General features: G+C 62.5%; 18 protein-coding genes. 16 read left to right on the top strand and 2 right to left on the bottom strand.

Annotated features, from left to right (window positions below):
• Positions 1-22: 22 nt before the first annotated feature.
• Positions 23-1,522 carry an MFS transporter gene (locus tag K1X12_RS00265; protein WP_369426042.1) on the bottom strand — a complete coding sequence of 500 codons (1,500 nt, stop codon included), beginning with the start codon at positions 1,520-1,522 and terminating at the stop codon, positions 23-25.
• A gap of 145 nt (positions 1,523-1,667) precedes the next feature.
• On the opposite strand from K1X12_RS00265, the gene K1X12_RS00260 reads away from it, so the two are divergent.
• The 16 genes from K1X12_RS00260 (at position 1,668) to K1X12_RS00185 (ending at position 13,795) form a co-directional block, all read left to right on the top strand.
• Positions 1,668-2,153 carry a hypothetical protein gene (locus K1X12_RS00260; RefSeq protein WP_225907813.1) on the top strand — a complete coding sequence of 162 codons (486 nt, stop codon included), beginning with the start codon at positions 1,668-1,670 and terminating at the stop codon, positions 2,151-2,153.
• A 66-nt stretch (positions 2,154-2,219) separates the two neighbouring features.
• A complete protein-coding gene (locus K1X12_RS00255) occupies positions 2,220-3,419 on the top strand; it encodes a DUF2336 domain-containing protein (protein WP_220985637.1) in 1,200 nt (399 codons plus the stop codon).
• A 94-nt stretch (positions 3,420-3,513) separates the two neighbouring features.
• Complete coding sequence (locus K1X12_RS00250) at positions 3,514-4,002, top strand: Na+/H+ antiporter subunit E (RefSeq protein ID WP_220985636.1); 489 nt, start codon at positions 3,514-3,516, stop codon at positions 4,000-4,002.
• On the top strand, positions 3,999-4,295 hold the full coding sequence (locus K1X12_RS00245; RefSeq protein WP_220985635.1) for an MrpF/PhaF family protein: 297 nt from the start codon (positions 3,999-4,001) through the stop codon (positions 4,293-4,295). Before K1X12_RS00250 ends, K1X12_RS00245 begins: the two co-directional genes overlap by 4 nt.
• A gap of 1 nt (position 4,296) precedes the next feature.
• Positions 4,297-4,665, top strand: a complete 369-nt coding sequence (gene mnhG / locus K1X12_RS00240; protein WP_220985634.1) for a monovalent cation/H(+) antiporter subunit G — start codon at positions 4,297-4,299, stop codon at positions 4,663-4,665.
• On the top strand, positions 4,662-5,282 hold the full coding sequence (locus tag K1X12_RS00235; protein ID WP_220985633.1) for a DUF4040 domain-containing protein: 621 nt from the start codon (positions 4,662-4,664) through the stop codon (positions 5,280-5,282). Before mnhG ends, K1X12_RS00235 begins: the two co-directional genes overlap by 4 nt.
• Positions 5,279-5,731, top strand: a complete 453-nt coding sequence (locus tag K1X12_RS00230; protein WP_220985632.1) for a Na(+)/H(+) antiporter subunit B — start codon at positions 5,279-5,281, stop codon at positions 5,729-5,731. Before K1X12_RS00235 ends, K1X12_RS00230 begins: the two co-directional genes overlap by 4 nt.
• Positions 5,732-5,734: 3 nt before the next feature.
• Positions 5,735-6,235, top strand: coding sequence for a cation:proton antiporter subunit C (locus K1X12_RS00225; protein ID WP_220985631.1), 501 nt, complete (start codon positions 5,735-5,737; stop codon positions 6,233-6,235).
• Positions 6,232-7,770 (top strand): monovalent cation/H+ antiporter subunit D family protein, encoded by a 1,539-nt coding sequence (locus tag K1X12_RS00220; protein ID WP_225907812.1) that lies wholly within the window; start codon positions 6,232-6,234, stop codon positions 7,768-7,770. Before K1X12_RS00225 ends, K1X12_RS00220 begins: the two co-directional genes overlap by 4 nt.
• Entirely contained in the window at positions 7,767-9,275 is a 1,509-nt protein-coding gene (locus K1X12_RS00215; RefSeq protein WP_220985630.1) for a proton-conducting transporter transmembrane domain-containing protein, read from the top strand. The genes K1X12_RS00220 and K1X12_RS00215 overlap by 4 nt, the downstream gene beginning before the upstream one ends.
• Positions 9,272-9,715 carry a hypothetical protein gene (locus K1X12_RS00210; protein ID WP_220985629.1) on the top strand — a complete coding sequence of 148 codons (444 nt, stop codon included), beginning with the start codon at positions 9,272-9,274 and terminating at the stop codon, positions 9,713-9,715. The genes K1X12_RS00215 and K1X12_RS00210 overlap by 4 nt, the downstream gene beginning before the upstream one ends.
• Positions 9,715-11,490, top strand: a complete 1,776-nt coding sequence (locus K1X12_RS00205; RefSeq protein WP_220985628.1) for a Na(+)/H(+) antiporter subunit D — start codon at positions 9,715-9,717, stop codon at positions 11,488-11,490. The genes K1X12_RS00210 and K1X12_RS00205 overlap by 1 nt, the downstream gene beginning before the upstream one ends.
• A gap of 168 nt (positions 11,491-11,658) precedes the next feature.
• Entirely contained in the window at positions 11,659-12,072 is a 414-nt protein-coding gene (locus K1X12_RS00200; protein ID WP_220985627.1) for a Ros/MucR family transcriptional regulator, read from the top strand.
• Positions 12,073-12,219: 147 nt separating this feature from the next.
• Entirely contained in the window at positions 12,220-12,720 is a 501-nt protein-coding gene (locus K1X12_RS00195) for a PAS domain-containing protein (RefSeq protein ID WP_220985626.1), read from the top strand.
• A 101-nt stretch (positions 12,721-12,821) separates the two neighbouring features.
• The gene (locus K1X12_RS00190) at positions 12,822-13,166 is read left to right on the top strand and encodes a helix-turn-helix domain-containing protein (protein ID WP_220985625.1); all 345 of its coding nucleotides are present in this window, start codon (positions 12,822-12,824) and stop codon (positions 13,164-13,166) included.
• 17 nt (positions 13,167-13,183) lie between these two features.
• Positions 13,184-13,795 carry a hypothetical protein gene (locus tag K1X12_RS00185; RefSeq protein WP_220985624.1) on the top strand — a complete coding sequence of 204 codons (612 nt, stop codon included), beginning with the start codon at positions 13,184-13,186 and terminating at the stop codon, positions 13,793-13,795.
• Between the two features lie 5 nt (positions 13,796-13,800).
• Here the strand turns inward: K1X12_RS00185 and K1X12_RS00180 are convergent, their stop codons facing one another.
• Positions 13,801-14,220 (bottom strand): SufE family protein, encoded by a 420-nt coding sequence (locus tag K1X12_RS00180; RefSeq protein ID WP_220985623.1) that lies wholly within the window; start codon positions 14,218-14,220, stop codon positions 13,801-13,803.
• Positions 14,221-14,291: the final 71 nt, after the last annotated feature.

Raw genomic sequence — 14,291 nt, 5'->3', positions numbered from 1 at the left:
CTAGGCGAGTTTCAACGCCTTGTCATCCTGCCTGCTTGCCGCTCTGGTGATGTGCCAGCCAGGCTGAGCCTTTCATGTTCCAGACCGGAGTGAAGAACACCATCCAGAGGATCAGCAGGATCATCCCGCCTGCCGGCACGATGGCGATCTTCTGCGGGCCGAAAAGGTCCACCAGCGCGCCCATCATCGCTGCGCCGAACGGCGCGCCTGCCATGAAGCCGAGCTGGTAGATCGAGAGGACGCGGGCGAGCTGGTGCTTGGGCGCGGCGTCCTGAACGATGGACCGGCTCATGGCGATGGAAATGCCCGCCGCATTGCCCCACACGAACACGATCACGAGGAACACCCAGTGCGGCACGATCCAGAGCATCGGGATCATGCCGGCCGAGGCAATGAACTGCGCGATCAGCAGCAGCCGGCCCTGACGCTTGATCCGGCGGAAGATCGCCAGAACCACAGAGGAGGCGAACGCGCCCATCCAGAAGGTGACGAACATGTCGCGGATGCCGGAGGAGCCGAAATGATAAACGTCCCGGTTCACGATCGGCAGCACCACAAGGAAGGAGCCGATCACGAACACGCCGACGCCAAACATCAGCAGCGTCATGGCCGAAAGCTTGCCGTCGCTGCGCACGGCGCGGATGCCGTCCAGAATGTCCCCGAAGGTGGCGCCGATGCCCTTGCGCCCGGTGCGCACCTGCCGCCCCCGCGCCATCAGCAGGGCAAAGCCTGCGCCGGTCGCCAGCGCCAGTCCCTGCACAGTCAGCAGCGTTGCGGCGCTGATCGGGCCGATCGAGAACCCGCCGAGCCAGGCCGGCATCTGTGTCGCCTTGTCGGCATAGCCTGCCAGGATCAGGCCTGCGATCTGCGCCAGAAACTGCGCCATCGTCGCAAGCGTCACGCCCAGCTGCAATGTCACGCCCGAGCCGACCCGCATCCGCCGCTCGACAACCTCGTTCACGATCGCGTCACGCGCCGGCATCATGAAGGCGCCAATGGTGCCGATGCACACAGCATAGAGGATCATCGCCGGATAGCTCAGCTGGCCGTGCGACAGTGAATAGGCGAGGAACAGGGAAGGGACCGAGGCCAGAAGGTGCAAGAGGATCAGCAGGCGGCGCCCATCGGCGCGCTCTGCGACCACGCCGCCGATCAGCAGGAAGACAACTGACGGCGCCGACAGCGCCATATTGGCAAGGCCGAGCGCAAGCCCGTCGAGATGCAGATGGTTCCGGCCGGTGATGAGATAGGGAAACAGCACAAGTTGCAGGCCAAATGCCATGAACCAGCTGCACTGGACGCCCAGATAGGCCGGCAGCTCGATCTTCACGCCCCGGCGCAGCTTGCGCGCGCGCCAGTTCGTGGCGGTGGCCAGGAATGAGGCGCCCGCAGTGATCGCCTCGCTGACACCGCTGACGGGAGACGTAATGCTGACGGCGGCGTCGGCCGTTGCCTCTTCGGAGGTTTCAGCGCCCGCCTCTTTCGCCGGTTCGTCTGGGCTGTTTCCGGTCTGGTCTGTCACTTAACTCGTCCCCACGCAGCGCACATTGTTACATCACCGCTGACAAAGAAACGCGACCGCTAGCAGCAGCGGGGCGCGGTTGCAAAGCCATGGCTGTACCGATAGGATTTTTCCTTGGTTAACCCTGCGGGCGAGGTCACATCCCATGAGGACGTTCCGGCACGCGGTCAGCTGGGGGCTCGCCCTCGCCCTGGCGGCGATGTTCATCCATCTGACACTCCACCCGCTTCCGGACCCTCCGGTGGGGGATGTGAAGTTCTTCTCTCCGCCCGGCCAGCATATCGTGTTCGCTGCGCTTGCTGAGAAATCCGGCATGACACTGTTCGAGCCAGCCGGCCGTTTTGTTGCCGGCGTCTTCGAGTTGATGGCGGCCCTGTTGATCCTGCTGCCGTTCAGCCGTCGTGTCGGCGCCGTGCTGGCGGTTATCATCTTCGGCACCGGCCTTGGCCTGCATCTCTCGCCCTGGCTTGGCCGGGAAATCCCGCTGGCCGACGGCACCACCGATGGCGGCCTGCATTTCCTGATCACGGTTATCCTGTTGGCCATCAGCCTGCTGCTGCTGGTCGTCCATCCCGGCAAGTCGCGTACAACCCGCGTACTCAGTGCGGCGCAGTATTGGCGTCAGGCGTAAACCGGATTCCATTTCTCCTTAAGGATTTGGTGCAACGTTCCCGGGCAGAATCCCCGAGGATTGCGCATGAACGACGCGACAGAACAGAAAAAGCCTCCGCTGGGCGCGGCGCGAGACGCGCTCCTGCGGCGTATTCTGGATGTCGTCTCCATGCCTGCTTCCCGAATCCCGCCGCAGGACCGGCAGATGGCGGGTGATATCCTGCTCGACATGCTGTTCCATGCCGACGAGCGTGACCGTCTGATCTGTTCCACGCGCCTGGCCGGCAGCCGCGAAGCGCCGCGCCGGCTGCTGCGGTATCTGGCGCAGGCAAATTTCCCGGTGGCCCGGCCTCTGCTGGAGGAAAGCGACGCGTTCGACGATTGCGACCTGGCTGAAATCATCCGCCAGACCCAGCCAGAACACCGGCAAACCATTGCCCGCCGCCGCAACTTGTCCGTCGCCGTTACGGCTGTGCTTGCCGAGGTGGCCGAGCCTCACATTGTCCGCGAAGTGCTGGCCAACCGGACGGCAAGTTTCGCTGAAACCACCATCGACCGTCTCATCGCGGCTTCGCGGGACGAGCCGAGCTATTGCCCGCTGCTGGTCGAGCGGATCGAGCTTAAACCCTCGCATGCCATGGCGATGTTCTGGTGGGCCGATGGGCCGACGCGCCGCAAGATCCTCACCCGGCACGCTGCCGAGCGGCAGGAAATGATCTCGCTCTGCTCCGATGTATTCGAGATGGCTGCTGCCGAAGGCTGGCAGGATGGGGTCGCCCGCAAGGCGCTGCAGATGATCGAGCGACGCCAGCGCAACCGCGCCGCCATTGCGCGCAGCCCGTATGACAGCCTGGAACACGCCGTTCAGGCCGCTGCCGAAGCCGGCATGGAGGCCAAGACGGCGCAGGAGATCGGCTATCTTTCTGGCATCAAGCCCGTCACTGCCGCCAAGATCCTTTCAGATGCGGGCGGGGAGGGGCTGGCCGTGCTCTGCAAGGCGACCGGCCTCAAGCGGGAATATCTCGCGCTCCTCTGGCGCGCCCTTGGCCGCCCGTTGGAGCAGGACCCCGGACACCCCCATCCCCAGTTCGCGCTGGTGGCGGAAACCTATGAGGTGCTCTCTGTCCTCAAAGCGCAAACGACGCTGCGTTACTGGAACTGGGCTCTGTCTTCGGCGTTCTCCCCTGCGGCGCTGCGTCACGCTCAAGCCCTCGGTGACCCCGCAAATGAAGAGGCAGAGTTCTCTACAGCGCAGCGAACGGCGCGCCTCGTCTTCGGGCGTTAGTGTCATTTTCGGGGCTGGCGGGCTTCCCAAGCGCGCTCCGGGCATTTAGGTGAGGCGTTCACCAAATCGGGATCGTTCGGAGCTGAGGGGCGCTGTGGCGTATTTCTTGGGACTTTTAGCGGCACTTGTCGCCTTCTGGTTCGGAAACTCCGGCCATTACACGCCGCTGATGCTCGGCTTTGCCGTTGCATCCATTGGGTTGACGCTTGTGCTGTCGTTCCGGCTCGGCATCGTTGACCGGGAAGGGGCGCCTTATGTGCGTCTGCCGCAACTGCTCAGATATTATCCCTGGCTCGCCGTCGAGGTGGTCAAGGCCAATTGGGTGGTCATCAAGGCCTGCCTGCGCGCAGACCTCGACATCACCCCCACGCTCACCAAGATCAAGACGGTCTGCAAGACCGATCTGGCCAAGGTAACCTTCGCCAATTCGATCACCATGACGCCGGGAACGGTCACGGTTGAGATCGAGGGCGACAAGCTGCTCGTGCACGGTCTCTACGAGAATGGCACCCAGCCGGAGGCTTTCATCGAAATGGATCAGCGCTGCGCTGTTGCGTGCGATCCCAAGGAGGTGCGCGCATGACTGCAGCGGCCCTGATCGCCATCCTGATCGGGATGGTGCTTCTGCTTGTGCGCTCATTGCTGGGGCCGACACTGTATGACCGCATCCTGGCGGTCAACGCGTTCGGCACGAAGACCGTTCTGGTCATCGGCCTGCTCGGCTATGTGATGGGCCGCCCGGATTTTCTCGACATCGCCATGATCTACACGCTGATCAACTTCGTCACGACAATCGCGATCCTGAAATTCTTCCGCTACCGCTCTTTCCAGGTGCCGCTTACGCGCCGGCCGGATGCTGCGAAGGGAGGCGAATAGGATGACCGAATTCTTCGCAAATCTTGGCAGCTTCTGGGAAGTGGTGCGCCATCCGCTCGGTGCGGCGGCCTGCCTTGCGGGCGGCCTGCTCAGCATCATCAGCGCGATCGGTGTCCTGCGCTTCCCGGATTTCTACACCCGTCTTCATGCGGCCAGCGTTACCGATACCTCCGCTGCGGCGCTCGTGCTGATCGGCATGGCGCTGATGGCACCAGGCTGGCTGGTTCTGGTGAAGCTGCTGTGCATTTTCATTTTCCTGTTCCTGACCAGCCCCGCAGCGGCACATGCGCTGGTGAACGCTGCGCATGTCGCCGGCCTGCAGCCGCGCATCGGCCCCGTCGGCGTTGCTGACCCGGAGGACCATGTATGAGGGAACTGTTCACGGCTGATGCCGGCCCCGCGTTGATCAACATCACGCTTCTGGCCATCCTCTTCATCGTCGCCATCGCTATCGCCCGCCTGCGCAGCCTGTTTGCGATCGTGATGCTCTCGGGCGTCTACTCGCTTGTATCTGCTGCCTGGTACATCGCCGTCGATGCAGTCGATGTGGGCTACACCGAAGCGGCCGTCGGGGCAGGGATGTCTACTGCTGTGCTGCTCGGCGCGATGCTGCTGACGGCGCGCACGGCAAAGCCCGAAAAACCGCTCAAACGTCTTGGGCCTTTCATCATCTGCGGCGCGACTGCTGTGATGCTGATCTATGCGTCGGTTGATCTGCCCGGCCTGGGCGATCCCAACTCGCCGGCCAATACAGGCGCAGGCATGACCTACATGCACGTCAACTGGTACGACATGGGCATCCCCAACGTCGTCACCTCCGTTCTGGCCAGCTATCGCGGTTTCGACACGATGGGCGAGACGGTCGTGGTGTTCGTGGCCGGTCTCGCTGTCGCCATGCTGCTCGGTTTCGGAGAACGCTCCCTGGCTGAAACCCTTCGCTCCAACAAGAAGAAGGGCGGAAAGGGCAAGGGGGGCGACGCATCATGAAGAGCGACCATCACATGATTTTGCGCGTCATCGCCAAATGCTTCATTCCGCTGATCATGATCTACGGGTTCTACGTCCAGTTCCACGGTGAAGTGGGGCCGGGTGGCGCGTTCCAGGCGGGGGTCGTTATCGCTGTGGCGATCATCCTGAACGCCCTGATCTTCGGCCTCAGCAGCACGATGAAAGCGGTTCCGCCGGTCTTCGCCCGCACGGTCGCGGCGGTGGGTGTGATGATCTATGTCGGCGTTGGTTTCTGGGCGCTGCTCAAGGGCGGCCTGTTCCTGGAGTATCAGGCGCTGTTCGGTGAAGGCCCGGGCGGCCATCATGGCCAGCATGCCGGTGTCATCATCGTTGAGCTTGGCGTCCTGTGCGCCGTGGCGGGCGCGATGGTCACGATCTTCTATGCGCTCGCCGGCCGGGTTGCCGAAATTCGCGACGAGGACTGGTAAGCCATGGTCGAATTCATTCTCGAACGCGCCGGCTACTGGGCGATCATCGGCCTGATGATGATCGGGCTCTACATCGCCTTTTCAGCGGAAAACCTGATCAAGCGGCTCGTCGGCCTGTCGATCTTTCAGACGACGATCTGCTTGTTTTACGTTTCACTTGGCAAGGTCGAGGGCGGCACCGCGCCCATCCTCTTGCCGGATGATATGGGCGACGCACATGGCGCCGGCCACGCAGCTGCCAGTGGCGCTGACGCTCTGGTTGCGGCGAGCGGCGAACGCTTTGCCGACCTTCACCACATCTACTCCAACCCGCTGCCGCATGTCCTTATGCTGACGGCGATTGTCGTGGGCGTGGCGACCCTGTCGCTCGGCCTCGCGCTGATCGTGCGTATCCGCGAAGCCTACGGCACCATCGAAGCCGATGAAGTCCGCGACATCGACATGCAGACAGCGCTCGCTCAGGAACTCGAAGTGGAAAAAGACACCAAAGAGGTGTCGGCATGATGATTGAATCCGTGCTGACTTCCGCGCCCGCATGGGCGCTGGCGCATGCGCCGGTGCTGATCGTTGCCGTGCCGATGCTGATCGCGCCGCTGCTGGCAATCATCCCCAATGGCCGCATCGCCTGGCTTGGTTCGATCCTTGTGACAGGCCTGTCTTTTTATCTGGCGATGGTCACGCTGGGCCTGGTTCAGTCTGATCCCACCGGTGTCCTCTCCTATGAGATCGGCCGCTGGCCCCCGCCTATCGGCATCGAGTTCCGGACCGATGCGCTCAACGCGATGATCCTGCTGCTGGTTACCGGCATCGGTTTTCTCGCCTCGATCTTCTCCTGGCCGACGATTTCGTCCGAGCTCGGCAATCACAACAAGCTTGGCATGTTCTATGCTGCCTTCCTGCTGTGCTTTGCCGGCCTCCTTGGCGTGGCGTCCACCGGCGACGCGTTCAACCTCTTCGTCTTCCTCGAAATCAGCTCGCTGGCCACTTATGTGATGGTGGCCCTCGGTGCTCGCCGCGACCGGCGCGCGCTGCCGGCTGCGTTCAACTACCTCATCATGGGGACGCTGGGCGCGAGCTTCTACATCATCGGCATCGGCTTCCTCTATGCGGCCACCGGCACGCTCAACATGGCCGATATCGCTGACCGCCTCCCGGCGCTGACCGACAGCCGCTCCGTGCAGGTGGGCTTTGCCTTCATCATCGTCGGCCTTGGCCTCAAGGCGGCGATGTGGCCGCTGCACCAATGGCTGCCCAACGCCTATTCCTACAGCCCGAGCTTCGTGACCGTGTTCCTCGCGGCGACAGCCACCAAGGTCGCGCTCTACGCGCTGATCCGGTTCCTGTTCACGATCTTCCGCCCGGAATACACATTCGAGCTGGCGAGCTTCTCCTGGATCCTCGCCCCGCTCGGCATTGCCGCGATGGTGATCTGCAGCTTCCAGGCCGTGTTCCAGACCGATGTGCGCCGCGTGCTGGCCTACTCCTCGGTCGCGCAGGTTGGCTACATGCTGCTCGGCGTGTCGCTGGCAACCGCGCCCGGCGTGGCCGCCGGCCTGCTGCACCTCTTCAACCATGCCCTGATGAAAGGCGCACTGTTCATGGCGATCGCCGGTGTCTGCCTGTCCAATCAGGGCACCACGATCCGCGACTTTGCCGGCCTTGGCCGCACTGCGCCGTGGACGATGACAGCCTTCGCCATCGCTGGCCTGTCGCTGATCGGTGTTCCGCTCACGGCAGGGTTCATGTCCAAGCTTCAGCTCGGCTACGCGCTGTTTGCCGAAGGCTGGTGGTGGGCTGTTCTGCTCGTCGTGTTCTCCAGCTTCCTGGCGGTCTTCTACGTCGGCCGCATCCTGCAGGCGGCGTTCTTCCAGCCGCCGGTCAACCCGCGCAAGACGCACAAGGAGGCGCCGCTGCTCATCCTCGTTCCGCTATGGATCCTTGCGCTCGCCAATCTTTATTTCGGCATTGCCGCTAACTTCCCGCTGAGCCTGGCTCAGGATGGGGCCGTGGCTGCCCTTGGTCTGGAGGCGTTCCGATGAGCCCGGAAACCCTCATTTCGGCAGTCATCATCCTGCCCCTGCTGATCGCCGCGGGCATCGCCGCGACTGGCAAGTTCCCGAATGTCAGGGAAGGGGTGACGATCCTCGGATCGATCGCGCTCTTCGTTGTCGTGATCCAGCTGGCCATGCAGGTGTCCAGCGGCGCGCGGCCGGAACTGTTCATCGGAGAGGCGGCTCCCGGCCTGGCGATTGCCTTCCGGCTGGAACCGCTCGGCGCCCTGTTCGCACTGGTCGCCAGCGGCCTCTGGATCGTGAACTCGTTCTACTCCATCGGCTACATGCGCGGGAACCGCGAGCGTAACCAGACGCGCTTCTACATCTGCTTCGCCATCGCCATCTGCGGCGCGATGGGCGTGGCCACCGCCAGCAACCTCTTCACGCTCTTCATCTTCTATGAAGTGCTCACCCTGTCGACCTATCCGCTCGTTGCCCATAAGGGCGATGCCAATGCCCAGCGCGGCGCCCGGATCTACCTGCTGACCCTGCTCGGCACGTCGATCGGCCTGCTGCTGACCGCTATCATGTGGACCTGGGTGATCGCCGGCCAGCGGCTCGACTTTATCGATGGCGGCCTCCTGGCCAATGTCGACATCACGCCGATGGTGTCTGGCGCGCTGCTGCTGCTGTTTGTCTTCGGCATCGGCAAGGCGGCGCTCATGCCGTTCCATTTCTGGCTGCCCAACGCGATGGTCGCGCCCACGCCCGTATCGGCCCTGCTGCACGCGGTGGCGGTCGTTAAGGCGGGTGTGTTCACAGTCCTCAAAGTGTCGATGTATATCTTCGGCGCGGATCTGCTGAACGCGACGCCTTCGCGTGAATTCCTGATGGATGTGGCCTGTATCACCATTGTCGTCGCCTCGCTGATCGCTCTGACCAAGGACAATCTCAAGGCGCGCCTGGCTTACTCCACCGTCGCCCAGTTGGCCTATGTCACGCTCGGCGCGATGCTGGCCGACCGAGCCGGCTTCATGGGCGGTTCGCTCCAGATCGCGGCCCACGCGGCAGCCAAGATCACGCTCTTCATGTGCGCCGGCGCCATCTATGTCGCCACGGGGCTCACCAACATCTCGGACATGCGCGGCCTGGGCCGGAAGATGCCGCTGATCTTCATCGCCTTCTTCATGGCCTCGCTCTCGATCATCGGCGTGCCGCCCTTTGCGGGTGACTGGCCGAAATATGAGCTGATGCAGGGCGCGGTTGATCGCGGGGCAGACTGGGTACCGTTCATTCTGATCGCCTCCTCGGTGCTCAACATCGCTTACCTGCTGCCCATCCCGATCCTCGCGCTGATGCCTCCGCCGCCGGAAACGCCGGTGAAGGAGTTCAAGCGTCCGGGCGGGGCCCCGGCGCTGACAGTGGCTGCGCCCATGTTCACGGCCATCCTTTGTCTGCTGCTATTCCTGCTCATCGATCCGATGGGTGACTTCCTGGCGCCCGCACTCGATGCGGCTACACAATCAGTTCAGGAGGCTGCGCTGCCATGAGCAACGACACGACCCCTCCCGGCAGGGACAATTCCGGCCGCTTCGTGAAAACGGCGGCAGAGAAGGTCAACGCCATGACCCGCACGCCAGAGGATGGCATCCACCCGATGTCGCGCGTCCTCTTTGGTTGGACCGAAGCCAAGGGCATCGGCTCGATCATCTTCTGGGGAATGGCCGCATTGTCGGTGATCCTCGTGCTGCTCGATCTCGTCGTGGTCCGGCATGAGAAGATCGGCATCGCCAATGCTGTCGGCTTCTACGCCATCTGGGGCTTTGCCGCGTTCAGCTTCGTCGTGCTGATGGGCTGGCCGCTGGCCCGCCTCCTGCGCCGTGACGAGAATTATTATGGCGATCTCAGCGGTCCTCCCGCTGACATTGATCCGGCCATCGCAGACCGCCTGAACGCGGGCGCGCCGAAAGTCTTTGAGGGAGAAGAATGATGCCGGCTTGGCTTGCTGCCCTCAATCCTGGCTGGCTGATGATCCTTGTCGGGATCGTCGCCCTGTTCATTCCGTTCCGCCAGGTGCGCCAGGTGCTCACCATTGGCACGCCGATTATTGCCATCGCGCTGCTCGTGATGGCCCCGCACGAGGTGGACCTGCTCACCGCTGAAGCGCTGGACATCACCTTCAGCTTCTACCGGGTCGATAATCTCAACTTCATCTTCGGCCTCGCCTTCCTGATCGCCTCGCTGCTGAACGCGATCTACGCGCTGCACACGAACAATCCCCGTCAGGACGGCATGGCCCTCGCCTATGCCGGTGCGGCCGTCTCGGCCAGCTTCGCGGGCGATCTGATGACGCTGTTCATCTTCTGGGAAATCACGGCCATCACGTCCGTCTTCCTGGTGTTGCAGGCAGGCACGCGCGCGGCCTATTTCGCCTCGATGCGCTATCTGGTGATCCAGATCCTGTCGGGTGTAATCCTGCTCGACGGTCTGTCCTATGTCTGGCGCTATAACGGCACGCTTTCGCTTGAAGCGTTCCAGAGCTTCAGCGATCCGGGCGCGATCTATATTTTCATCGCGCTGGGCATCAAGGCGGCGTTCCCGTTCATGCACAACTGGCTTCAGGATGCCTATCCGAAGTCCTCGGTTGTCGGCGCGGTTGTCCTGTCGGCCTTTACGACCAAGCTGGCCGTCTATGGCTTTGCGCGGCTGTTCCCCGGCTTTGACGCGCTGATCTGGATTGGCGCTATCATGACCGTCTTCCCGGTCTTCTTCGCCGTCATCGAAAACGATCTGCGCCGCGTTCTGGCCTACTCGCTGAACAACCAGGTCGGCTTCATGATCTGCGCCATCGGGGTAGGGGCTGCCGGCGTCGGCAACCCGCTCGCGCTTAACGGCGCCAGTGCCCACGCCTTTGCGCACATCATGTATAAGGGCCTCCTGTTCATGAGCATGGGCGCCGTCCTCTACCGGACGGGCACCACGAAAGCCTCTGAACTCGGCGGCCTTTACCGCTCGATGCCCTGGACCACGGTGTTCTGTATCATCGGCGGCCTGTCGATCTCGGCGTTCCCGCTCTTCTCCGGCTTTGTTGCAAAGTCGCTGACCATGAGCGCGGTTGCCTATGAAGGCGCGCATGATCCGGCCATGATTGTGGTCTGGCTGATGCTGCTCTTCGCTTCGGCGGGTGTGCTGGAACACTCCGGCATCAAGATCCCGTATTTCGCCTTCTTCGGCCATGACAGCGGCAAACGTGTGAAGGAAGCGCCCTTCAACATGTTGCTTGCCATGGGGATGGCGGCTTTCCTCTGTATCGCTGTCGGCTTGCCGGCCATCATTCCGGGCTTTGGCTATCAGTGGCTCTACGGCCTGCTGCCTTACCCGATCGAGGCGTCGAGCTATCAGCCCTTTACACTCGATCACGTGCTCACGCAGATGCAGCTCCTGGTGCTCGCCACCTTCGCTTTCATCCTGCTCAAGCGCTTCGCCCTTTATCCGGCAGAGAAGCCTGGCACGATCCTCGATACCGACTGGCTTTACCGCAAGGCGGGCTACGGCTTCGTTCAGTGGTCCGGCGCGGTCTGGGGCAAGCTGGGCCCGGCGATGTCGGGCATCTTCGCCCGCCTGTCGGAGCGCACCTACAAGCGGCTTGAAGCCGCGTTCAGCCCGCGTGGTGATCTTGCCCGCGGTGGCCTTTCCGGGGGCGCCACCATCTGGACCGCCGTGATCCTGGCGGCCGTCCTGCTGTTGTCCTTCCTGTCGAGTTGACGCTGATCGCCGGGCGTGTGCTGCACGCCCGGCCGCTCAACCGTACTACTTCAACTCCGATGCAATAAAGAGCCAAGTGAAGACTGTTCTACAGCGGTCTCGGCTTTTCTGTATTTGACGTTCGCATGCGCTGACATAGGCTTTCCAAGTAATGTACGGGGCGTCGGCATGCAGGAAGAAGAAAACACAACGGTCCGCGCGGGGGATTTCGTTGTATATGCAACAGAAATCGTGTCTGCGTATGTGCGCAACAACACGGTGCAAACCGCTGAGTTGCCGGATTTGATTCGCGCCGTTCACCGCTCCCTGATTGAATTGGGCGGGTCGGAAATCGAGCCGGAAAAGCCGAAACCCGCCGTCTCGGTGAAAAAATCCATTCATCAGGATTACCTGATCTGCCTGGAAGACGGTCTCAAATTCAAATCGTTGAAACGCCATCTCCGGTCAAAATATGACATGTCTCCGGATGAATACCGGGAGAAATGGGACCTTCCTGCAGACTATCCGATGGTCGCACCCGGCTATTCTGCACAGCGGTCAAAACTCGCCAAGAAGATGGGGCTTGGCCGCCAGGAACGGTAAGAACAGCGCAAGCAAATGCCGGTCGTTGCGAAATCGAAATGAAATATTTCGCTAATCTGTGTTAACAAATTCCTTCGTTGACTCTTGATCCCGGAGTCCACTCGCGCGATAGGTGATTCTTGTCGAATCACCGCGGGGGCGGCTCTCATGCGTCAACAGAATGTTTTTGCAGGTGTTACCGATGCTCAGCAGATGCTGATCGGGCATTGGCAATCGCGTCGCGACGGCGAAGGCCGCGTCGCCCGGGAGAATATTGACCCCGGCGCCCTGCGCAGCACACTGGCCTGTATCTCCATCGTTGAGACGGATGAGGACGGCGATGGCCGCTTCCGTATCGCCGGCTCCCGCCTGCGGGAGATTTTCGGGGTTGAAGTGCGGGGCATGCGCGTTGCCGAGATCGCCGGTGTGCATGGCGAATGCTATGCTCTTGGCCTCTCTGCGGCGCTGGAGCGGGGCGAGCCTGTCGGCGGCGTTATCGAGTCTGGTGGCCGTATCCATGCCTGGCTGCGCCTGCCGCTCGCAGGGGAAGATGGCCAGCTCAACCAGGTGCTCTGCCATGACGAGCTTCTGCCAAGCCGCCGCCTGCTGCGTCCCGGCCCTCAGGGCGATGGGCTTGTCCAACAAACCAAGTCGCGTTTCGCTGCCTGATCCCCAGCAATTACCGGGCGTTCAGTTGCGGCTATAGGAAACTTATCCTACACCTCTCTACCTCGGGTATTGTCACACCATAACCCGAAGAGGAGTGGTGAATGGCGGATTTCAATCCCAGGAAAGATGAAGACAGGGCCTATCTGGCGGGCGCGCTGGTGGCCTATGCGCTCGGACTGAAGCAGGAAGATGTGCTCTCGGCCGAACGCGGCACGCCCGTCCATGCGCGGGCCCGGCATATTGCGATGTACCTGACCCATGCGGCCTGCGGGATGAGCCTTGCGCGCGTTGCCCGTGCTTTTGGCCGCGACCGGTCAACCGTGTCCCATGCCTGTCAGATCATTGAGGATTACCGGGAGGACCCCGACTTCGACATCTGGCTGGAACAGCTCTCCGCGGGTTTGCTCTCGGTGGCCGTTCTGCGTGCCACAGAAGCCGCAAACTGACACAGAGAGTCCCCAAAATGACACGGTTTGCCCCAAGAAGTCTCAGTGAGGATCAGGTTTGCCGCCTTTTGGCATCAGGCGGCACGCTTGTTTTTGCCGGCGGCGAATGGCGTGCCTACCGCACCCAGGATGCCCGCCGGCGCCCGGCTGGCATCGTCTCGCCGCTCATCTCTCGCCGCCTGCTCGCTGAGGCGATCGCGGTGGAGGCGCCCGGTGACGCGGCTCGTCTGATCGCAAATGCAGCTCGCCTGAAGCGCATCAATCGCCCCGCTGGTCCGCTGCCATCCCGCTTCCTCTCGCCAGCAGAGCCCCGCAAACCCGTCTCCCTGCTGGCGCAGATGCTGGAGCGTCCAACAACGGCGTTGCCCGATGCCACACGTCTCAAGACCGCCGCCCGCTGGTTCGCCGCAGATGTGCAGCCCTGTGCCGCCAGTGCCAAGCTTGAGCGTCTTGAGGGCGCGCTCGGTCCGGCGCAGCTCCGCCTGCTGGAAGCACTGCTGTGCCAGCAGCTTGCGCTCCAATCCCTCGCGATATGCGTCGGCTGCCCAGAAGGGGAGACAGAGGCCCTTTGCCTCGCTGCGTTGCGCCAGCTCGCAGCGTTCTACGGTCTGACGTCCAAACAACCGTGAGGGGTTCAGCCTGTGAGCGCTGCTTGCGCATCGCGCCGGATACGCGCCAGCATCGACGCCAGCCCGTTGGAGCGCTGCGCGGTAAGCGCGCCTTTCACGCCGATCTCGTCCAGGAAACTTTCCGCATCGAACTCTGCCGCATCCCTGAGCGTTGCGCCGGAGTAGAGCCGGATCAGCAGGGCGATCAGGCCGGAGACGATCATTGCATCCGATTCTGCCCGCAGGGTCAGGCGGTCGCCCTCGATGGCGGTCACCATCCAGACCTGTGAGGCGCAGCCACGCACGCGGGTCTCCTCTGTGCGCTCTTCGGGCGCGAGGGGCGGATTGTTCTTTCCAAGGTCGATGATGTGCGCATAGCGCGCTTCCCAGTCCTCCAGCCAGGAGAACTCTTCACGGATTTCGCTGGCGGCGTCCTGAATGCTCATGGCGGTCATCTGGGCCAATCAGCGCAAAAAATAAACCCCGGCACAGTCAGTGCCGGGGCGGAGAGAGAGCA

It is taken from the genome of Hyphomonas sediminis, from assembly GCF_019679475.1.
GTDB classification, from domain to species: Bacteria; Pseudomonadota; Alphaproteobacteria; order Caulobacterales; family Hyphomonadaceae; genus Hyphomonas; species Hyphomonas sediminis.
The sequence above is the reverse complement of the archived record's forward strand: the minus strand, read 5'-3'. Positions and strand labels throughout refer to the sequence as shown.